Annotated in this window: 18 protein-coding genes; 7 read left to right on the top strand and 11 right to left on the bottom strand. The window is 41.8% G+C overall.

The annotated features are described in order from the left end of the window. Positions 1-249 precede the first annotated feature (249 nt). From OSCI_RS24400 to OSCI_RS24380, 5 genes are all read left to right on the top strand, one after another. Positions 250-1,575 (top strand): DUF1822 family protein, encoded by a 1,326-nt coding sequence (locus OSCI_RS24400; RefSeq protein WP_007357864.1) that lies wholly within the window; start codon positions 250-252, stop codon positions 1,573-1,575. A 12-nt stretch (positions 1,576-1,587) separates the two neighbouring features. Further along, positions 1,588-4,143, top strand: a complete 2,556-nt coding sequence (locus OSCI_RS24395) for a CHASE2 domain-containing protein (RefSeq protein WP_007357863.1) — start codon at positions 1,588-1,590, stop codon at positions 4,141-4,143. Then, positions 4,140-4,868: a hypothetical protein gene (locus OSCI_RS24390; RefSeq protein WP_007357862.1), complete on the top strand. Its 729-nt coding sequence runs from the start codon at positions 4,140-4,142 to the stop codon at positions 4,866-4,868. The genes OSCI_RS24395 and OSCI_RS24390 overlap by 4 nt, the downstream gene beginning before the upstream one ends. A gap of 60 nt (positions 4,869-4,928) precedes the next feature. Next, positions 4,929-6,359 carry a hypothetical protein gene (locus OSCI_RS24385; protein WP_007357861.1) on the top strand — a complete coding sequence of 477 codons (1,431 nt, stop codon included), beginning with the start codon at positions 4,929-4,931 and terminating at the stop codon, positions 6,357-6,359. A 198-nt stretch (positions 6,360-6,557) separates the two neighbouring features. Next, a complete protein-coding gene (locus tag OSCI_RS24380; RefSeq protein WP_007357860.1) occupies positions 6,558-11,993 on the top strand; it encodes a trifunctional serine/threonine-protein kinase/ATP-binding protein/sensor histidine kinase in 5,436 nt (1,811 codons plus the stop codon). A gap of 126 nt (positions 11,994-12,119) precedes the next feature. Here OSCI_RS24380 and OSCI_RS24375 read toward each other — a convergent pair whose 3' ends face one another. The 11 genes from OSCI_RS24375 to OSCI_RS24330 form a co-directional block, all read right to left on the bottom strand. Beyond that, complete coding sequence (locus OSCI_RS24375; protein ID WP_007357859.1) at positions 12,120-12,335, bottom strand: hypothetical protein; 216 nt, start codon at positions 12,333-12,335, stop codon at positions 12,120-12,122. 105 nt (positions 12,336-12,440) lie between these two features. Next, the gene (gene nblB / locus OSCI_RS24370; RefSeq protein ID WP_007357858.1) at positions 12,441-13,103 is read right to left on the bottom strand and encodes a phycobilisome degradation protein NblB; all 663 of its coding nucleotides are present in this window, start codon (positions 13,101-13,103) and stop codon (positions 12,441-12,443) included. 95 nt (positions 13,104-13,198) lie between these two features. After that, positions 13,199-13,660 carry a CBS domain-containing protein gene (locus tag OSCI_RS24365; protein WP_019487463.1) on the bottom strand — a complete coding sequence of 154 codons (462 nt, stop codon included), beginning with the start codon at positions 13,658-13,660 and terminating at the stop codon, positions 13,199-13,201. Positions 13,661-14,103: 443 nt separating this feature from the next. Further along, on the bottom strand, positions 14,104-14,598 hold the full coding sequence (locus tag OSCI_RS24360; RefSeq protein WP_007357856.1) for a hypothetical protein: 495 nt from the start codon (positions 14,596-14,598) through the stop codon (positions 14,104-14,106). Positions 14,599-14,660: 62 nt separating this feature from the next. Continuing rightward, positions 14,661-14,984 carry a hypothetical protein gene (locus OSCI_RS24355; protein ID WP_407635880.1) on the bottom strand — a complete coding sequence of 108 codons (324 nt, stop codon included), beginning with the start codon at positions 14,982-14,984 and terminating at the stop codon, positions 14,661-14,663. A 36-nt stretch (positions 14,985-15,020) separates the two neighbouring features. After that, a complete protein-coding gene (locus tag OSCI_RS24350; RefSeq protein ID WP_007357854.1) occupies positions 15,021-15,449 on the bottom strand; it encodes a hypothetical protein in 429 nt (142 codons plus the stop codon). 69 nt (positions 15,450-15,518) lie between these two features. Beyond that, positions 15,519-15,761 (bottom strand): DUF4926 domain-containing protein, encoded by a 243-nt coding sequence (locus OSCI_RS24345; protein ID WP_007357853.1) that lies wholly within the window; start codon positions 15,759-15,761, stop codon positions 15,519-15,521. A 3-nt stretch (positions 15,762-15,764) separates the two neighbouring features. Beyond that, positions 15,765-16,094 carry a DUF6883 domain-containing protein gene (locus OSCI_RS24340; RefSeq protein ID WP_007357852.1) on the bottom strand — a complete coding sequence of 110 codons (330 nt, stop codon included), beginning with the start codon at positions 16,092-16,094 and terminating at the stop codon, positions 15,765-15,767. A 77-nt stretch (positions 16,095-16,171) separates the two neighbouring features. After that, positions 16,172-16,438 (bottom strand): hypothetical protein, encoded by a 267-nt coding sequence (locus tag OSCI_RS24335; protein ID WP_007357851.1) that lies wholly within the window; start codon positions 16,436-16,438, stop codon positions 16,172-16,174. Between the two features lie 78 nt (positions 16,439-16,516). After that, on the bottom strand, positions 16,517-16,687 hold the full coding sequence (locus tag OSCI_RS30370) for a hypothetical protein (protein WP_019487462.1): 171 nt from the start codon (positions 16,685-16,687) through the stop codon (positions 16,517-16,519). 102 nt (positions 16,688-16,789) lie between these two features. Next, on the bottom strand, positions 16,790-17,380 hold the full coding sequence (locus OSCI_RS24330) for a GNAT family N-acetyltransferase (protein WP_007357850.1): 591 nt from the start codon (positions 17,378-17,380) through the stop codon (positions 16,790-16,792). 235 nt (positions 17,381-17,615) lie between these two features. Here OSCI_RS24330 and OSCI_RS24325 point away from each other — a divergent pair, with 235 nt between their 5' ends. Together OSCI_RS24325 and OSCI_RS24320 are read left to right on the top strand one after the other, a co-directional pair. After that, the gene (locus OSCI_RS24325) at positions 17,616-18,812 is read left to right on the top strand and encodes an ATP-binding protein (RefSeq protein ID WP_007357849.1); all 1,197 of its coding nucleotides are present in this window, start codon (positions 17,616-17,618) and stop codon (positions 18,810-18,812) included. Next, complete coding sequence (locus OSCI_RS24320; RefSeq protein ID WP_007357848.1) at positions 18,809-21,391, top strand: AAA family ATPase; 2,583 nt, start codon at positions 18,809-18,811, stop codon at positions 21,389-21,391. The genes OSCI_RS24325 and OSCI_RS24320 overlap by 4 nt, the downstream gene beginning before the upstream one ends. Positions 21,392-21,492 lie beyond the last annotated feature (101 nt).

The raw sequence follows: 21,492 nt of genomic DNA, 5'->3' as shown, positions 1-21,492 counted from the left end.
TGCTACGGGCTTAAACAAAACGGGCAAGCTAAGCTTTTACGCCTCTAGACTGTACTATTTGTAATGCCACCTCAACCCCGCAACCTCCTCCTCTGCAAGGGAATGATGAGAAATAGGTCGATGTGTAAATCTTGTTGCTACTATTCTTGCATACCCCCTAGACTTTGGGAGATATAGATCGACAGCACGAACCTTCACCTGCCAGAACAGCTTTTATTTCAACGCTGAATTCGGAGGAGATATTAACCAATGATAAATTACTTAGCTAATTCTGAGCTTGACTTTGAAAGCTTACAAATAGAATCGATCCCACTTGCTCCCGCCTCAATTAACCAGGCAATCCAAATCAGCCAGAAAATTAAAAATCAAGGGCGGCAGTGGCAAACTTATTTGACTGTTTTAGCATTGTTTACTTTCCGTCAGTGGGCGGAAGAACGTATACCTAAAATTGCGTTAAATCAGGAAGAATGCTCGATTTTACAGCCACAATATGCTAATATAATTGAAGCAGCTTGCAATCTAAAATTAGGCGATTTTAAAATCTGTTTACTAGCAATTGGCAGCTTAACAGAGGAAAAAGTATCTATCCCTAGAGCTGCAATTGATTTGCCAGAATTTACCGCTCATTTTTATGTCGTTGTAGAAGTAACTGAAGAACTTGAAGAAGCTACAATTATTGGTTTTATTAGTTACGACCAATTAATCAAACAATTTAATTCGGTTAATTTTTCCCAAGAAAATGACTGGACATATCGTTTTCCCTTGGCTTGTTTTAATAGTAACTCTGATGATTTACTGCTATATTTACGGTATTTAGAACCAGACGCGATCGCGCTCCCCTCTATCCCAGTTCGCCCTATCGATACCTTATCAATAATGCAGGCTCAATTGTCTCCGCTATTGCCGCAGTTACGAGCTGGCAGTCGAGAACTATGGGAGCTATTAATTTGGGAAAAAGCAACAGAAATACTGACAAATCCGCCGCTTTTAAATTGGCTATATCAAGAGTCAATACGCCCCCATCCAGAGTCTAAATTAACTCAGAGAATATTAAATGTCGGGCTGTGGTTACGAGATGAAATGGATGATTTAGCGCGAGAATTGTCTTGGGTATTGCTTCCCGCTTTCAATTCAGAAAAGTTAGGTGTGGCTGGAGGGACGGCAATGCGATCGCCCATTGAAGAACTAGAAGCCATTGTCACCCAATTAGAGCGGCGGGGTACAGCAATTTCGGCAGCCGCGAGGGGAGCTTGCAAAACCTTGAATCTAGCATCAATTTCCCTGCGGCTTTATGCCCTCAGTTGGCCGATGCTGTCAACAGAAAATATTCCAGAGTGGAAATTGCTGTTAATATTAGGAGGTTCCCCCTCTGGCACTCGGCTCCCAGAAGGCACAAGAATGCAAATCAGTGACAATACAAGCGTACTGGTTGAACAAGTCCTCAACCAAAACACTGCTGAACCCTATCTTTACAGTCTGGTAGCGGGAACCTGGGACGAACAATTTACTGTTACTCTCGCCCTCAGCAATGGAGCAAGATTAACATTACCTCCCTTTGCTTTTCGTCCTCATTAGAAAGAGGGATCGATGACAATTTTTAGGTTAAAAATTCAGCGTTTTGCTCAAAATTGTCTGTTTGAATTGTCTTGGGGTACAGGACAACAACTGTCTGCAACGTTAAATTATCCAGAATCAATCGCGACTTTATATCAAGAGTGGCAGCGAATTTATTTAAGCTTTTACAAATCAGCTCTGAGAGGGCGGGTAGAAGCTAGTGGTAGCATTGCACCGCCACCTATAGATTGGCACGCTAGACTGATTCAAGCCGAAGCTAGATTATTGTCAGAATTTCATCACTGGCTGCGAAGTGCAGATTTATTTGAAATCCGAGCAGAAATTGCTAATAGTAGATTACCGGAAATTACTGAGTCGGTAATTGTTGGCAGCCAAAATTCAAATGTTAATGTATTCCTTACTTGTCATCCTATTGAGATCGAGCGCTTACCTTGGGAATCTTGGGAAATCGGCGCTGATTTTCCGAGATTAGGGGAAATTCGTATTGTTCGGACTCCTGTAAATATTAGGAGTGAAACTGATAAAAATCCCCCACAAAAACGAGGAAAAAAAGCCAGAATTTTAGCAATTTTAGGAGATGATACGGGATTGAATTTTCAGGGCGATCGCACCGCAGTGCGCTCCCTTTCTCGCATCGCTGAGATTAAGTTTGTAGGTTGGCAACCGGGATTAGATATTCCTGAATTGAAAGCTAATATTTGTCAGGCTTTAGCCGATGAGAGAGGCTGGGATATACTATTTTTTGCGGGACACAGCAATGAAACAGCAATGACGGGCGGAGAATTGGCGATCGCGCCCGAAACCTGCATATCAATTAGTGAAATTAAACCTCAACTTCTCTTAGCAAAAGAGCGGGGATTAAAGTTTGCCCTATTCAATTCTTGTTGCGGTTTGACCATTGCTAATTCGTTAATTGATTTAGGATTAAGTCAAGTAGCGGTGATGCGAGAACCCATTCATAATCAGGTAGCGCAGGTATTTTTAGCTCGGTTTCTCCAAGGACTTGCCCAACACAAAGATGTACAAGATTCTTTAGTCGGTGCTTGTCAATATCTGCGATTGGAAAAGAGCCTAACTTATCCCTCTACTTGCTTAGTTCCTTCGCTATTTTGTCATCCGGGAGCAGTTTTCTTTCAAATTAAACCTTACGGGGTTAGAGAATTTGTTAAGCGTCTTTTACCAACTCGGATAGAAGCGATCGCGCTGTCAATTTTAACATTCCTTAGTTTGTCACTTCCAGTACAAGATGGGCTGCTAGAAAAGCGCGTTTTAGTACAAGCAATTTATCGCGACATTACCCGACAACTACCGATGGTTGCTACCCCTAAAGTGCTATTAATAGCAATTGATGATAAGTCAATCCGCAAGGCTAAAATTTCTAATCCCAAACCGATGAATCGCCAATATTTAGCTAGTTTAATTGACAAGCTTGCGGCAAGTAATGCTAAAGTTGTAGGGATTGATTATTTATTAGATCGTCCCCACGAGGAGAGCGATCGCATACTTTCTAAATCTATACAAACCGCCGTTCAAAAACCTCATCCCACTTGGTTTGTATTTGCATCTGTCCGCGACGATACCGAAGGATGGCTAAAAGTGCTCCCAGAAATTGCCAGCCCTAATTGGAGCTTTCAAGGTCATATTAATATGGTACACTGGTACATGAGATTAGTACCCGAAGAAAATTCTAGTTCTGCAAAAATGCCCTTAGCTTATATGCTGGCTTTAGCTTATCATTTGAACATAGAAGCTTATTCACAGCCATCTGTGGCAGCAAATCAAAAATTGGCAACAGGAAATCAAGATTCGTCTCAATTGCCTGCGCCTAGATTGGACAGCAAGACAGAACTTTTCTCGGAAGCAATTGCATATCTTAATCGAGAAAAAGGCCTTAATTACAAAACATTATTCTCGCCTTCATCGCAACTACAACCGATTACCAGCTTATCTTATGATTGGGGGCAAATGTGGTTACAACCAATCATTGATTTTTCAGTTCCCCCTGAATATATCTATCAGCATATCCCCGCTTGGCAACTGCTGGAAAGTGAAGTTAATTCCCCGGAATTGCAGCATTTACAGCAGCAAGTTGTGCTGATTGCACCGGGAGGATATAGCGAAGCAGGGGTAATTAGAGATGGGGAAGATAATTTTAGGATTCCCGCAGCACTTAGCTACTGGTTCAATCAGCGCCGCCACAAGCAGCGCCGCTATTTTACTGGTGGGGAAGCTCACGCTTACATGATACACCATTTCTTGCATAAAAGGTTAGTAATTCCTATTCCCGATCTCTGGACGATCGGCCTAGCGGTGTTGTTAGGAAAAGGGGCTGCCCTCGCCCTAGCACATCGCGAGCAAGCAGTTTGTTCGATATTAATTGGAACTACCATTTATGGATTAATTAGCTTACAACTTTACATTACTGCTGCCGTGCTTTTACCTTTTGTTCTACCTGCTGCAACGCTGAGTATTTACATCCTGCCCATACTGGTAAAATTATTAAATCAGAAAAAATCTGCCAAAGATTTACGTTTTTGGGGATATAGTTTGTTGAAGGATTCAAAATGAGATTTCACAAGGGATTAACCATTTTTTTGCTATCTTTAGCGTTGATTTCCACCCCGTTTTTGCTACATTTATCCGTGCAAAATGCTATGGCAGAAACAGAAGAACAACAGTTACCCTGGGATAAATTGTACGAGAAAGAACCTCCTAGAAAGGAAGAAACAGGAGGTTCGCGGGGCCCAGTTGAACTCGTCTGCACCATCTCACCCGAATCTCTGTCAGGGGAAGAAATAAGAATTTGGAACGATCGCCCTTTATTTCTATGGCAAGGAAATATATCAAAAATAGAGGTGCGCCGACGGCGTAGCGAGCAAGTAATGTGGAGTCAGAAACTCGCGCCTAGTAATAACAGCGCCACCTATAGCGGACAACCTCTGCAACCGGGAGAAAGTTACGATTGGGTACTGTTTGAAGAGGGGGAGGATATCCCCACTTTCCAAGTTTCATTCCAGATCGTACCCGCCGAGGAACGCGATCGCATTACCGCAGATTTAAACACCTTAGAAAGGCAATTGCAACAAGAGGGAGCTACGCCAGAAAAGATTGCTTATGCCAAAGCAAATTATTTTGCCGAGCGCCAGATGTGGTCAGATGTTTTACAGTCTGCTTATCAAGTGCAAAATCCTTCAGAAGCTCTCGCACAATTTATTCAAAACATCCCCCAGCAGTTTTGTCAGCCTTTGGCTACTATCAGAAAGTCAATTAGGCAGGCTAATAGGGATAGATGATTAAAGTAGATGATTAAATCCTTCTGCCTTCTCCTATACATCTGGTAATGGGTAATTGCTATGGGTGCTGCTTCAAAATACTGGACACTTGTAAGAATTGATATTGCTGGAGGGTGCAAAATCGAGGTGATTGCCGAAGTAAAAGCCTTTTTTGCTTCAGAATTTCTCAAAGGTACTGATACTGCACAAGGCGATGTACCTGACGATCGAATTCAGCGCCAATTGCGGGAATGGATGAGATTTCCCCCTCCCCATCAATCAGAAAAATCTGTATTTGCAGAACGCTGTTTGCTCTGCTTTATTTCCCATCACATTGAGCAAGCTTGCCGACATCTTGAAACCCAATTTGGGGCGGCTCACGGCTTCACTTACCAGGATTTATTGCCATTTGTCCTCTCTGAAGATGGCAGATTTAACAAGTTCTCCAGTGAAGCTCGTGGCTCTAGTTCCTACAAATCAATTGCTAAGATCGTTCTGGAAAGCTTCGATCCAGAACAGAGCAGTTTAAGCACCTGGACTTATAGAAGGGTAAAACATCATTCTGAATTAAATTCTTTCTTGCTAGAACGCGGTGTTTATATGGTCAGCGATTGGGCAATACTCAACGATACTCGTACCAAACAGCTAGAGCGAATTTTATCTGATTTTTACCAACTAACATCCTTTGAAATCCAGCAATTTTGCCAACTTTTAGAAGCTTATCATGCTGTCTACCGCACCGCCAGACTTCAGCAGCGTCAAGCGGGAGGGAAGAGGCAGTGCCAGCCACCCACACCTGAGCAACTGCAACAAATTGCAGAATTTATAGAAACTAAAACCAGCCAGAAATTTTCACCTAAAATGGTGATGCTACTGCTACAGCAGCTAGCATCGAAATTGCGAAATTACCGGATTTCTGTGCGAGGAGGTTCTCCCAAATATGAATCTTTAGATAGTTCAGAAAATAGCTATGCAGTTAACATTTTGAATTCTACAGAAACTTTAAATAATTTGGAAAATAGAGATGAACAAACAGAGTTTTTGAAATTATATCGCCAGGAACTTTTACTTTGTTTAGAGGATGCAATTGCCCAAGTGACAAACTTATGGATTAAGCAATTTCAGCGTCAAAATCCCAATAAAATCAAACAATTCTTGATGGGACTTCAGCTATTTCATTGTCAGGGACGGACTATGGGAGAAATTGCCGCTACTGTAGGACTACAAGCTCAGTATCAAGTGACTCGCTTGCTTAAACTCAAATCTTTTCGTGCTGATGTCAGACATCAGTTACTAGGTATGCTGCGCCAGCGTATTTTAGAAGTAGCAAAATCCTACATCCCTCCAGAGCAGCTTCAGAAACAGGACAAACAAATTGAAGAGGCTCTAAGCGAACAAATTAATATCGTGATTCAGGAAGCAGAAACAGAAGCAAGTATGGCAAAAAGCCATCTTGCAAGTAGTATTTTTTCCCAAAAACTTTGCAGCTATCTCGACAAAATGATATTATGAGTATTGTCGTGCGATCGCAACAGATGCAACGGGCATTGTTATCGGAAAATATAGCGTCCTTAGCAATCAACCAGCACTGAAAGCGACTAAAAACGTAAGATAGGGCGGAGCGCCCACAATCAAGCTCATCTATATTAACCTTGAGTGATAATGAGCAATAGCAACGAGAAATCAAACTCAATCAGGGAGAACCCCACTATGATCGCGATTCCCGGCGTTGCAGTTATAGCTTTAATCTACGAAAGTAGTAAATCCCTAGTCTATCGCGGCCGCATCGAACAGGACAATCAACCAGTTATTCTTAAACTTATAAAAGAAGAATATCCCGCACCAGAAGAACTTGCGAGATATAGACTTGAGTATGAAATTATTCAGAATCTAAACCTAGATAGCGTTGTCAAAGCCTATAGCTTACAACCTTTTAGGAACAGTCTAGTAATGATATTAGAAGACTTTGGCGGTGAATCCTTAAGAATATTCATGTCCTCCCAAAAATTGACATTTTTTGGATTCCTAACTATGGCGATCAAAATTGCTGAAAGTTTAGGAGAAATTCACGCAAAAAATGTTATTCATAAAGATATTAATCCCTCCAATATTGTTGTTAATCCTACTACTGGACAGCTCAAAATCATTGACTTTAGCATTGCTACAGAATTGACCCGCGAAAATACCCAGATTAAAAATCCCAATATTTTAGAAGGTACTTTAGCTTATATGTCGCCCGAACAAACGGGCAGAATGAACCGAGCTGTAGATTACAGAACTGATTTTTATTCCCTGGGTGCAACCTTCTACGAACTGCTGACAGGCAAACTGCCTTTTAACACTACGGATGCGATGGAATTAGTTCATTGCCACATTGCTAAACAGCCAATTTCTCCTCGCGAAATTACACCCGAAATTCCGCAAGCTCTTGCTAACATTGTAATGAAATTGCTCGCCAAAACTGCTGAGGAAAGATATCAAAGTGCTTGGGGAATTAAAGCTGATTTAGAATCTTGTCTTTTTCAATTACAAACCTCTGGATATATTGCCGAATTTCCTCTCGGTAGCCAAGATATTTCGGACAAATTTCAAATTCCCAAAAAGCTTTATGGCAGAGAAAAAGAAATAGAAACGTTGCTAGCAGCCTTTGAGCGTGTCAACACCCCTTACTCCGAGAGCAGGGGGGGCGAAATGATGCTAATTGCTGGTTATTCTGGGATTGGTAAATCAGCATTAGTTAGGCTTCTAGAAAAACCTATTACCAACAGACATGGTTATTTCATCTGGGGTAAATTTGACCAGTACAAGCGAACTACTCCCTACTCAGCCGTAGTCAGCGCTTTCTCCGAATTAGTGCGGCAATTGCTGACAGAAAGTGAAACGCAGCTAACAGTATGGCGCGAAAAACTCCGCAATGCCTTTGGCCCTAACGGACAAATTATTATCGATGTCATCCCAGAAATAGAATTGATTGTGGGCCAACAATCTCCCGTAGCAGAATTAGGGCCAACTGAATCCCAAAATCGTTTTAACCTAGTCTTTCAAAACTTTATCCGGGTATTTTGTCAGCAGGAACATCCTCTAGTAATTTTTCTAGATGATTTGCAGTGGGCTGACTCTGCTACCCTTAAACTGATAGAATTAATTTTCTCCGATCGAGAGACAAAATATTTATTTGTAATTGGTGCTTATCGCGATAACGAAGTCAGTCCCACACATCCTTTAATGATGACCCTGGAAAATCTGCGAAACCAGGAAGCGATTATCAACGAAATTATTTTAGCACCGTTAGATGTTGAGCACGTTACTAATCTGATTGCTGAGACTTTACACAGCGATAAAGAATCAGTAAAACCAATTGCAGAATTGGTAATTAGTAAAACTGATGGCAATCCTTTCTTTGTCAATCAATTCTTGAAAACTCTCTATCAAGAAAACCTATTAACTTTTTCTCCTCCGCAGTCTGGTAGTAAAGGTGAGTGGCAATGGAACATTTCTGATATTGAGCAGTGCGCCATCACGGATAATGTAGTAGAATTGATGATCCAAAAATTGAAGAAACTCCCAGAATCAACGCAGCAAATTTTACGCCTTGTTGCTTGTTTGGGCAACCAATTTGATTTAAATACCCTTTCTCTTATACATGAAAAAGAAGCATCGGAAACTTTTCATGCTCTTTTACCAGCGATTCAAGAAGGGTTAATTCTCCCAACTTCCGACTTAGAAGCTAAGTCCGTAGAATTGACTCACTACCCCTTACTAATTCTCAATTATAAGTTCTTGCACGACCGCGTGCAACAGGCAGCTTATACCCTGATTGAGGATTCGCAAAAAAAAGCAGTTCACCTCAGAATTGGTCGCCAAATCCTAGCAAATACTCCGAAGGAATATAGATCCGAAAGAATTTTTGAATTAGTAGATCATCTCAATGTTGGTAGGTCGCTAATCCTAGACGAAGAAGAACAAATGGAATTAGCAATATTGAACTTAGAAGCAGCGCGAAAAGCTAAAGAGGCAACAGCTTACTTTGCAGCTAGGGAATATTTAACTGCCAGCATGGACGGCTTAACTGAAGATATTTGGAATGCAGATTACGACTTAGCTATAGCTTTGCATAAAGAACGGGCTGAAGTTGAATATTTAAATGGGAATTTCGAGCGATCCGAAGAATTTATCAACCTAACTCTGAAGAAGACGAGATCGGATTTAGAAAAGGCAGAAATTTATAATCTTCTGCTCGTACAGTATGCTTTGCGTGGGAAAAATGAAGAAGCAGTTAAAGCCGGGAAAAATGCTATTACCTTGCTAGGAATTGACTTGCCTGAAGATGGTTTAGATGCGGCAATTGGAGCCGAATTTGCAGAAGCAAAAGCCAGTCAAGGGAATAAAGAAGTTGCGGTGTTAATAGATGAACCTGAAATGACGCTGCCGGAGAAAAAAGTTGCCTTGAAATTATTCAATAATTTGTTGCCATCGGCTTACTTTATTAATCCTGCTTTGTGGACTTTTAGTATCCTCAAATCAGTTAATCTTTCTCTCAGATACGGTCATGCTCCTGAATCATCTTTCTCTTATGCTAATTATGGAATTCTCCTGAATGCAGTATTTGGAGAGTATAAATCAGCCTACGAGTTTGGTTTAATGGCGCTGAAACTAACTGATAAATTTGGAAATTTGGAACTTAAAGGTAAAGTTTCTACTGTATTTGCTAATGCTTTAAGTTACTGGTTTCAACATCTAAAAGAGTCTATTCCTCTTAATAATGAAGGGTATAAAGCCGCTTTGAACTCTGGAGATTTACAGTATGCAGGCTATATTCTCAATTATAAAGCGATTTACTCATTTTTTCAAGGTAAAAATATTGGCCCACTGCTGACAGAAGTGCCCAGTTATTTACAATTTTCGCTGAAGACTAAAAATCAGATGGTTACGGATACATTGAATGGATTGCAATTAATTCTGCGTAACTTAAGTAAGCTGACTTCAGAAAAAAATGATTTTAGTAACGAAGGAATCACCGAATTAGAGTATATCGAAAGTTGCCAAGAACATCAAAACTTTTTCACGCTGTGCTTCTATAATATTTTTAAAGCTCAGGTTTTTTATTGTTATGGGAATCTAGATGAAGCACTCAAATGGGTTTTATCTGCGGAAAAGCAACTGAGTTTTATCACCGGGATTTTTCCAGTTACAGAATATAATTTTTATGCGTCTTTAATATTCGCTGCTCTTTACTCTCAAGTTTCAGAAGATGAGCAAAAGGAATATTGGGCGAAGTTAGAATCTAATCAAAAGCAGATGAAAATCTGGGCAGAAAACAGTCCCGAAAATTTCCTGCACAAGTACCTGTTGGTGGCAGCAGAAATGGGGCGTATTTCTGGTCAAGAATCAGAGGCAATTGATTTCTACGATCGCGCTATATCTTTAGCTAAGAAAAATGAGTATATTCAGCATGAAGCTTTGGCAAATGAACTAGCAGCAAATTTTTGGTTTAGTAAAGATAAACCGAAGTATGCCAACATCCACTTACGCGAATCTTACTCTGCTTATAAACGCTGGGGTGCTATTCGTAAAGTGGAGGATTTAGAGGAAAAATATCCTTATTTACGCGACGCAGTAATAGCTAATAAAACCTTTAAAAATTCCTTAAATGCAACTATTCATACCTCTACTGGTAGCGATGCACGGGCTCTAGATTTAGCTACAGTGATGAAGGCATCATTAGCAATTTCTAGTGAAATTTTTCTCGATAAATTGCTGGCTTCATTGATGAAAATTTCCATTGAAAATGCTGGAGCGCAATCTGGATTTTTGATCTTGCTGAGTGAAGGAAAATTGCTGATTTCTGCTCAAGCATCTGTAACGGGAGGTTTAGCCAACAAATCGGGAAGAACAGCTACAGAAGATGTTATTGTGCAACAATCAACTCCACTGGAGGAATCTCAGGATTTACCTGTGAGTGTGATTAATTATGTTGAGAGGACTCGCTCTGATGTGGTGTTAAGTAATGCTGCTGCTGAGGGCAGATTTGCCGCAGATCCTTATATTGTCAAACAGCAACTCAAATCTCTTTTGTGTACGCCGATTATTAATCAAGGCAAACTCATCGGGATTCTCTATTTAGAAAATAATTTAACCACTGGGGTATTTACTCCTGACAGATTGGAAGTTTTAAGGCTGCTTTCTTCCCAAGTTGCTATTTCGCTAGAAAATGCTTTGCTTTACGCTTCAGTGGAGCAAAAAGTGCAAGAACGCACGCAGGAATTAAACGAAAAAAATGGGCGTTTAGAACAAACTTTAGTGGAACTAAAAGTTACTCAAGCCCAACTGATCCAAACTGAGAAGATGTCTAGTTTGGGGCAAATGGTGGCTGGTGTAGCTCATGAAATTAATAATCCTGTCAGTTTTATCTACGGCAATTTAACTCCAGCTAGTGAATACGTCAAAGATTTGCTAAATATCATTTACCTTTACCAGCAACACTATCCCACACCTGCACCTGAAATTCAATCGGAAATAGATAGAGTAGAATTGGAATTCTTAGTAGAAGATTTGGAAAAACTTCTGGATTCGATGAAGGTGGGGGCAGAACGCATCCGCGATATTGTTCTCAGTTTGCGGAATTTTTCGCGCCTTGATGAAGCAGAAATGAAGCCGGTTAATATTCATTCTGGCATTGATAGTACGGTTATGCTTTTGCAGCCACGTCTGAGAAAAGAAGGGGGAAAATTAGGCATTGATGTGATTAAAGAGTACGTTGAACTGCCGCAGATTACCTGTTATGCTTCTCAGTTAAATCAGGTGTTTATGAATATTCTTACCAATGCGATTGATGCTTTGGAATCTGTGAGAAGTAATAGCGAAGATGCAGAGAAAAAACCTATGATTACAATTCGCACTGAGGTTATAGGTAGAAATGCGATCGTTAGAATTGCTGATAATGGCCCCGGCATGACTCCTGATGTGGTTCACAAGATTTTTGACCCTTTCTTTACAACGAAGCCTGTGGGGTCTGGTACTGGCTTGGGTCTGTCTATTTCCCACTCTATTGTTGTTAAGTCTCACGGTGGAAATTTGACTTGTATTTCCGCACCTTTTGAGGGTAGTGAGTTTATTATTGAGATTCCGCTGGCACCTCATCAGTAAGCTTGACTGGGCGGTTGAAACCGCGTCTATACAGACAAAACCCGCCTACGCGGGTTGAAATTCTACAGTCTGGATAGGCAGACTTTGCTTGTGTAGACGCGATTTTAATCGCCCAATTAGCGATACTTAATCGATGTTAATAGACTGAGGCCCACTACTATTACCGTTGTTTTCTTCAGTAGGGGGAGTGTAGGAAGTCGAACCAGTTTGCTGGTCAAGCCAGCTTTTTACTGGGTCGTCGTAAAGGTTGAGTCGCAGCAGGCCAGAAACAAATCCGCCTAAGAAAGCGATCGGCTGCTGGGTTAGTTCTTTTAGCACTGGGGTTAGTTCGTTGAGGAACATTTTTGGTCTCCTTGCGCTGCTTTTCGCCAGCGGTAGCAATAATTGGATCGTAGCGCGTCGCGAAGGGGAGAGGGCATCCCTGGCAACCTTTTAAATTAGTGTAAATTAGTGGGTATTTTGTGCAGTTTTGGCTTCTTGGGCAACTTGCTCTACTTCATCGCTGGCTAGGGTTTTGAGAGTGGCTTCTGCTTCAGGGCCGCCTAACCGGGCTAAGGCTTGGGCAACTCTGTAGCGCACCTGCCAGTCAGGATTGGAGGCGTAGGGTACGATCGCGGGGACTGCTCGACTATCGCCTAATTCTCCTAGTGCGCTAATGGCAATGGTTTGGATCAGTTCGTTGCTGGATTGGAGAGCAACTTCTAACAGTTCAAAAGCTCGTGGTTCTCCCATGTCTCCCAAGGCGGCGACGATGCTGAGTTGGACTAGCCACTCGGAGGTACTGTGGTAAAGTTGCTCCAATTCCTCAAAAGCTGCGGTTAGTTTCAAAGCACCCAAGGCATCAGCGGCGGCGGCTTGCACGTCGGGTTCGGGGTCTTTGAGGCTTTCGCGCAAGACTTTCAAAGATTGAGGCAAATTCTGTTCGCCGAGGGTAGCCATCTGACTGACGGCTGCATATCGGACGCGGACATTTTTATCGACGATCGCACCTTGGATCAGGTCGAAAGCTGTGGCCGGTTCTAGTTGGCGCATTTTATTCAATGCTTGTAAGCGATCGCCTAGATCCTGGGAACTTAGCAATTGCTGGACAGACTCAGGGGTAATGCTCATTAAATTGGTAATTGCTAATTGGTAATTGTTAATTGGTAATTGTTAACGGTTAACTGTTAATTGTTAACTGTTAACCGTTAACTCTTGGTTGATAATTAATACTCGGCGGCCATTGCTCGGACAATATCTCCTCGCGTCAGAATGCCGATCGCTTTGCCGGTGGGATCGATCACTGGCAAGCGATGGATGCTACGCTCGTGCATTAGTCGCGCTGCTTCTGGGAGAGATTTATCGGGTGTAGTAGTAATGGGATCGCGACTCATCACTTCTCCAACCGTTTGTCCTAAAGCTTTGTGGAGTTCTCGTTCGTAACGGCCGGGATTCTCCAAGTAAATCACGCTATCGAGTAGCATGATATATGCTGGGGGCGTTACCCCTACTTCCTGCCACATCAAGTCTGTTTCGGAGATAACGCCTACTAATTTCTCATTTTCATCCACCACTGGCAGGCCACTAATCCGCCGTTCGGCCAAAATCTTAATGGCTTCGGAAAGAGGCATTTCAGGTCGCGCCAAGATGGGGTCGCGGGTCATTACATCGGCTACAGTTTTGGGCATGATCGGCGGTATGCGATTGATCTCTCTGGGTAGATCATAGATGAAAGCGCGACACAGACCTATCACCGATAGAAGTAGGGACGATCTGAGAAAATTGTTAAGATATAGCAACCGCCAAGGCGGTTAGGGGCTAGGGGCTAGGGGCTAGGGGCTAGGGAAAGAAGGAAAAGAAGGGAATAGAGGGCGATCGCGATCGGATAGTTTAGGGGTGAGACAGTTTAGGAGTCAGACAGTTTAGGGGTGCGATCGTACCGCCAAACAAATCGTATTGTAGAGTAAACAGGAATTACGCACCCAAGCAAAGAAACCGGGTTTTTTACGAAAATACTTCGTTGTTACCCACAGATGCTCTCAAAAACCCGGTTTCTGGGACGACCTGCGTAAGTCCTATTAAAGTTAAGCTTTATTCATGCCGCCTCAGATAATCCGGGTATTTACGATAGCTAAAGACTTTCCTCTCGGAATCTAGCTAACAGTTCCTCGCGGGATAATTGCACCAGCAAGGGAGTAAATTCTTCTGGCGACAAAGCTAATAATGGCTCAATAATTGCTGACAATTCCTCATCTAATGAGCCAAACCTGACGCGCAATAAATTTTCTACAATGAGGCGTTTAGTGCGCTGTTCGCCGCGCTGTTCGCCGCGCTGTTCTCCTTGTCGTTCTACTTCTGCCAATCGTTCTTGAAAAAGAGGTCGTAATCGCATAACTAACTCCCTATCTTCTATTGCTAAACTTTGATTAAAGCCTAAGTTTTCCTGCAATTGATAAAACAATTCTAGCGCATTTGTGCGGAGGGGGCTATCCGCTGGTAATGCTTCTAGTTCGTCAATTGCCTGTTTTTGTGCATTACCTCTACCTAGAATTCTCAGCCACAGGGTTTGTGGAATTCTGGGTAGTTGGTGGATGGCGATAATTCCCGTTCTCAAATATTCTGGCATGAAGTACACGCCAGAGTCCCAGTCCGCATGAAATAAGGGAATAGATAACTCTTTTTTAGAGATTATACAGTTGCCATTAACTCACTGGGATGACCGATAACTTTTCGTAACTTCTGGCTGAAGTAATGCACTTCATAATCGGCGGCTAATTCTTCTTGAAGTTGCAGCCATAAGCTTATACCATCTCGCTCATAACTCTCTATTTCCTCTTTTGTTAGTTCTGGGGAATCAGGTGGGTAATCCCAGTTTAAACCAGCTTGATATGCTTCTGAGTATACTTTTAAACGATGAATCGTATCTGGCAAAAGCGGCAATGTTTCCGGGTCAATATCGCCAATATTATCTGGGTCTAAACCCCACAAAGGGTAGCAGTAATAATCTGGCATTAGTTTGATTTTTGGGATCATTTTTCTCCCCCTTAATTATCGGCTTCGTCGAAGTGAACCTGGGTTAGCACAGACAATATAACCATTGTCAGCAACAGTTACAGCAATTAGCTGAATTTTGTTATTGAAGCTGATCTTATAAATAGGTCTATTTGTTTGTTGATAGTCAACAATTTCACCTTGAGTGACAGCATTTATTATAGCATCGGGCAGGTTAGTTTCGCAGAGTCCGCGAGTAGCAAATTCCTGTTGGTGATTTTCTAAGATATGTTTAAGACCACTACCACGTTTTCCGCCTTTACCTTCTTCTAAGAAGACAATTTTGCCATCAGACAGTTTCGCAATCCGTAGTATTTTCTCTGGTGTATGTTTAATTCCTGCCTGTTGGAGTTCAGCAATTAGGATAGCTTTTTCGTCCTCTTTTGGTTTTGAGGGTTCTGAGATTTCATCAGATGGGTTTGTCAATGGCGATTACCTCAATGTTAGAGAATTTATGACAATTTTAGCATAGTGAAGATTAGAGTTAAGCTCTATTCACGCCGCCTCGTCTAAACGCCTAACGTGCAACACTTCATTCTCGGAAAGTTGTTCAATCTGGGACTCGCCGACGGTAATTACTGCTAAGGTTTCTCCTACTGCATTAAATACCTCTAGGCTGTACCCATCTTCATCTGGATCGGGATGATGTTCGACAATGGTGGCAATATCGCCGCGACACAGTTTGTACTGAGGTAAATCTTCTCGTAAAGCTACTCTTTTAAAGAGTTCAAATTTCATGGCTTATGCTTCCTTGTTTGGATACAGGGTGATAAATTTGGTTTGTTGGGATAAAAACTCGGTCATCCAAATGGTAACTACTTGCAGGGTTGTCCCGTTAGGCCCTGTTAGGGAACCTCGTATTTGGTATTTATTACCATATCGTGTCTCCTCGGTAGGTGTTGCATCTAGTGGTAAAATTTGGATTCTTAAATCCGTTTCTAACTGTTGCCAGTTTGCTAAAGTATAGCCAGCTTGTGCTAAAAACAGGGATTTATCATCTTCTGGCAATAGTTTCAGTAAATATTGGGTGATTTTGGCTTGAGCAATTGTGGTATTAGGTGGTAATTTCACATGAAGAGTTAGTAAAAATTTTAGTTGACTGGTTGATTTTTATATTATAGGGTAACACAGGGAAAGCAGAGAAATAATTAGGAAGATTGTTTTTCACTCTTGAATTCTTCCATTGAGATTGAGTTACCCTGTGCGATTGATTCTAAACCTCTGCGGATGCCTTCTTGATGTTCTGCGGAAAGCTCGTTAAATTTGATGTATTGCAGATAGTTTGTAAGTGGGTTTATTTGGCGACAAGCTATTTCGTAATCGGGATTGAGTTGAGCGAGGACTTCTTTTGCGCTTTCTGAACTCGCTTGCTGTTGAGTTTGTCTGATCGACTGATTTAGGGTTGTGTGTTCCATTTAGTTATGCTCTTAACATAGTTTCGGGCGATCGCTCTTTTTATTGTAGCAAAAATAAGAGCGATCGCATCCAGATATTTAACCCATTGCAATAGCAACAATCAGCGCGATTATAAACAATAAAATCCAAATCCACCCATCATTAGAACTGTTGAGCCTCCGTTCCTTTTCACACCGCAAACAATAATAACGATCGGGATCTTGTGAGTGCTGAACCCAAGGACAGTAAAAATCATTACACTTATTCATTGTTTATTTCCGATTTATTTGTGTTGGGTAAAAACTAGGTACGTAGTTGCGCTTCAGCGCTCTTTGATATCGGTTTGTGCGCTGAAGCGCAACTACATACTTTTAAGATTGAGTGCGATCGTAATTAGGAACACTTGACCGAAGTTGATAGAGACGAAAATACTCGACTGCCTCCATACTGTAATGGCAATAATGGCGACCATCATAGCGAAAGTTTTCCGATTCCAAGTACATTCCTAGCTTGTTTAAGATATGACGTGAGGCTTTATTCTCAACCATTGCGAAGGCCTCTAATCGCGGTTCATTTAACTGGTTAAAGCCTAATTCTAGGCAAATTTTACCCAATTTTGTCCCCCATCCTTGATTCCAGTAGGGTTCGTCTAGGGCATAGCCGAACTGAACAAATGAGGAGCGATCGCTTACATAAAGTTTCGTGAATCCCATTAATTTCTGCTGTCGTTGATCGAAAGCTAAATAAGTGCCAAAACCAAATTTCTCCCAGGCTTCGTCCCAGCCAAAGTATTCGGCGTATGCTTGTGATTCAGAGCGAACCCCCGTTGTAATAAATTTCATAACAGAAGAGCTTACCAGCATCGGACGAACCTTTGGATAATCCTTGATAGTTGGGCGGACTAATACCATTTCTGCGGTCTTTAAAATTGGAGGTAACTTTGGTAGAGTTCTGGTTTCCATTAGGATTCCCTCTTCACTAGGGTTGTTTTATTAACGACAAATGTAAAACCTTCTTCTATTAATTAAAATCCCTAAAATATTGAGAAAAATAGCCAATTAATTTAGCTATAAGTGCTCAAAAATATGGATAAATATAAATAAATATACAAAAATAGTAATTAGTTCTTAGATAATAGACAATGCCATCTGTCTATGCTACAATAAAAACCCAAGCAAGCTAGAACAGCAAAGTGCTATGGATTCACAGGAGCAAGACCAGGAGCAACAAGAAAAGCAGCGTTTTTTAGAGGATGTGGCTAAACATTGTCAATTCTCTGGGAGGATGCGTTCAGTGTTCCTGCTTCGCTTTGATGAAAAGAATGAAGAGGAAGGCCATAAAAAAATTGAAATTCGTTTAAAGATAGAATATCAAAACGTTTCTGAAGATTTGCAGGTAATCTGTAAAGTTTTGAGTGGTTTAAAAGGAAAGAGAGGACGACCTCCCACTGGTGAAAGTCCTTGGAAAACAACTTATATTTTGTTATGGACTCAGCATTATCCTCTGTGGAAAAGTGACTACTCCGCTTGGCAAAAGCAGATACTTAAGCTAGTTACAGAAAACCCAATTAAATCAGACACTCAATTGGTGGAATCTCAAAGCGATTTAACTGAAATTTATAATCCTATAAAACCTCAAATATTACCGCCAGAGATTCCAATTTCAGAAATTCATTTTTCCAATCCTTTCATTCCCAGAAATGGGATGATCGACAACCCGCAACTATTCTTCCCCAGAGAACGGGAAATAAGAAATATATTCGAGACGCTAAATAGTGGTAGCAGTGTCGCGGTGATTGGCCAAAGCGCGATGGGCAAATCTTCTCTACTAATGGAAATTTGCCGACAAGCACCCAATAAACTGACAACGCCACGACAGCCAATTTATTTAGAGTTAAACGGCTGTATGGATGAAAATCAAGTTTACAGCAGATTTGCTAATAAAATTGGTATTGAAATTAGTAATGGCGATCTATATTCAGCTTTGCAAAATCACAAATTATTACTAGCTTTAGATAATGTCGAGTGTCAGGGTTTCACTCGCTCCGTCAGAGATTGCCTTCGCTCTTTAGCTGAAGGCAGTCAGTCACCTTTAAAATTAGTCATTGCTGCTACTAAATTCCTTGATGAGTTATTTAATGATAGTCAAGCTGGTGGCACATCACCACTGGCAGGAATTTGTCAAAGTGAAGTATTGAAGCCTTGGAATGAAACAATTATTCGTAAGTTTATAGACAGTCGCCTCAAGGCTCCCTGGTTAAAATCTGTGACAAATCCTGTCAGTTTCACTGAGGAAGAAATTGCACTGCTAATCGCGGAAAGTGGCGGCCATCCTCAGAAATTAATGCAGTTATGCTATCAAACTTATGCTGGCTATCTGGAGGAAATACAATGAGTCAAAATTCTAACCCTGTTCCCCGCTTAGATTTAGCTCCTAAATTGAGTCACCCTCTTTCATTATGGAATCCCCTAGATTATCTGCGGTTATTGTATTGGGTGTTCTTTTTTCCCCAAGCTTTGCCATTCTATATAGACACCTTTGGGGGTAATGGTTTTAAGGAGGCAAAGACTTTAAAAGATAAATGGGAATGGCTGCGCAAAAATCCTATCCAGCGACGGTTAACTTTACAAGCTTTAGCGTTGATATTTGTAATTCCTATTGGTTTGAATCTCTTTATGAAAACGATAGGCATTCCTATCAATTCGAGTGTTTTTTCGTGGGGCATGGCATGGGGCGTGGCGTGGGGCGTGGCGTGGGGCATACAGTGGGGTATAAATCTGTGGGGCGCGGTGTGGGGCGCGGCGTTGGGCGCAGTGTTCGGCGTGCTGTGGGGCGCAGTGTGGGGCGCAGTGTGGGGTGTGGTGTACGGCGCGGTGTGGGACGAGGTGTGGCGCAATGCGTTGGTCGTGGCGTTGAGCGCAGTGTTGGGCGTGGTGTTGGGTGTGTTGTTCGGCGTAGTGTTCGGTGTGGTGTTAGGCGTGTATACCCGCCTTGGAGATTGGATTTTCGCTTTAGCGTTTACCTTGCTCCAGGCGAGAAACAAAAATAGGTATTTTCCTCACATTACCCCTCTTCCTCTTCCTTACCTGTCTTCTCAAGTTGCTAATTGGCTGAGGCGAGATTGGGAAACAGGAAAGCACAACATTAATCAACTATTGCGATTTACCCTTCAGTTTATCCCTGTTGTTCAAGCTGTTAATCGAGCGCTTGCCGAGACTCCTCCAGAACTACTTATCTATCGTGTCGCTCAATTAGCCGACGAGCTTTATGATTGGAATTTATTGCATTTTGTCTCAGCTTCTCTGAATAAATTCCTTAAGTTACAAACCCTCAGAAGTTTATTTTCTATTCCTTTTTTGCCCCATCGCTGGCAGCAGCGATTCAATAATCATTTTGAAACAAAGATGCGTTTAGATATCCCTGCCAGTGCAGCGGCTGGTTTCTTGTATTTGTATCAACAAAACCCAGCACAAGCAACTGAAGCGTTTGCAGTCGTGCGCCATCTCCCCTATGGCGAAGAAGCTTTCACCTTAGCGAAAATTCTATCAGTTTTTAACCAAACTAACGATCCAACTCTTGCCACCATCAAATTACCAGCATCCCCTAATCAACCGTCTTTACACTTGACTGCTTGGGAAGCAATTGCAGCCTTACGGTGGGTTATTTTCGATCTGCAAATTGTCCGGGAATCTGCCTCAGAATCAGCGCGTTCTCTGGCTCTAAACCGCGCATTAGGCGAACTACAAGGCATTCTGGATGGAGCCGCAAATATCTCGCAAGCTGAACGATATTTAATTATAAATATTGCACAAAGATGGCAAACAGCTTTACTAGCAATTACTCGTGAAATCGGCAATATTTCCATCACCGAACCCGTAACTAATCCCTACATTATCGGCGATCCAGTTCAAACTAAACTCTTTGTCGGTCGCGAAGACATTATGAGAGAATTAAAGGAATTGTGGGTTGTCAGCCATCGCCTCCAATCTGTCGTCCTCTACGGACACCGACGGATGGGTAAAACCTCAATTTTGCTGAATGTTGGCAACATTCTAGGTGCCAAAGTTCACCTAGCCTATATCAACTTACTGCTAGTTGGACAGAGTAATCAAGGCGTAGGAGAAGTGCTGATTAAGATTAGCGATGCTATTTCTCTTGCCGTCAACTTGCCATCACCTGCCGATGAAGGTTTCCTCAAACTTCCCTATATTACCTTTGAACGCTACCTCAAACAAGTAGTAGCAAATTTAGACGGCGGGTTAATTATTGCCTTAGATGAGTTCGAGAAAATTGAAGAATTAATCGAAGCTAAAAAAATCGATCCAGATTTCATGGGATTTCTGCGGGGACTGGTGCAAATGAGTCCGAAAATTGCCTTTGCCCTTGCTGGTTTGCACACCTTAGAAGAAATGACAGAAGATTATTTTCATCCTTTCTTTTCTAGCATTATCCCCATCCGCGTTGGTTTCCTCTCCCCAGGTGCAACTCGCCAAATTTTAGCCAACCCCGATGATGATTTTCTCCTCGACTACAAACCCGAAGCAATGGATACCATCTACCAGTTAACACAGGGCCAACCCTATCTCGTACAACTGATCGGATTTCTGCTAGTCCGCCGCTACAATGACCTAGTATTTGAAATGGGAAAAACCCTCGATCCAGTCTTTACCAGAGATGATGTGGAAGCTGTCATTAATGACCCCGATTTCTTCATCAAAGGTCGCTACTATTTTACAGGTGTTTGGGGTCAATCTGCCCAAGGATCACCGGGACAACAGGAAATATTAAAAATATTAGCCCCTCACCCAGAAGGTATCAATTTAGATCGCATAATTCAGGCAATAAATATGGATGAAACAACATTAAATGAAGCGATAGAAACTCTCAAACGTCACGATGTCATCCAAGAAACCAATGCCCAATATCATATCATCGTCGAGCTATTCCGCCGCTGGGTATTAGAAAATAAGTGAGCAGATCCCTTATTGTAAGTCATATACCCAAAAGCACGATTTGCTAATTGCTAAAGTAGATTGCCACAGCGAAGCAAGAAACCACTGAGAAGATTGTTAAG

The sequence above is a fragment of the Kamptonema sp. PCC 6506 genome, assembly GCF_000180455.1.
GTDB lineage: Bacteria > Cyanobacteriota > Cyanobacteriia > Cyanobacteriales > Microcoleaceae > Kamptonema > Kamptonema formosum.
The sequence above is the reverse complement of the archived record's forward strand: the minus strand, read 5'-3'. Positions and strand labels throughout refer to the sequence as shown.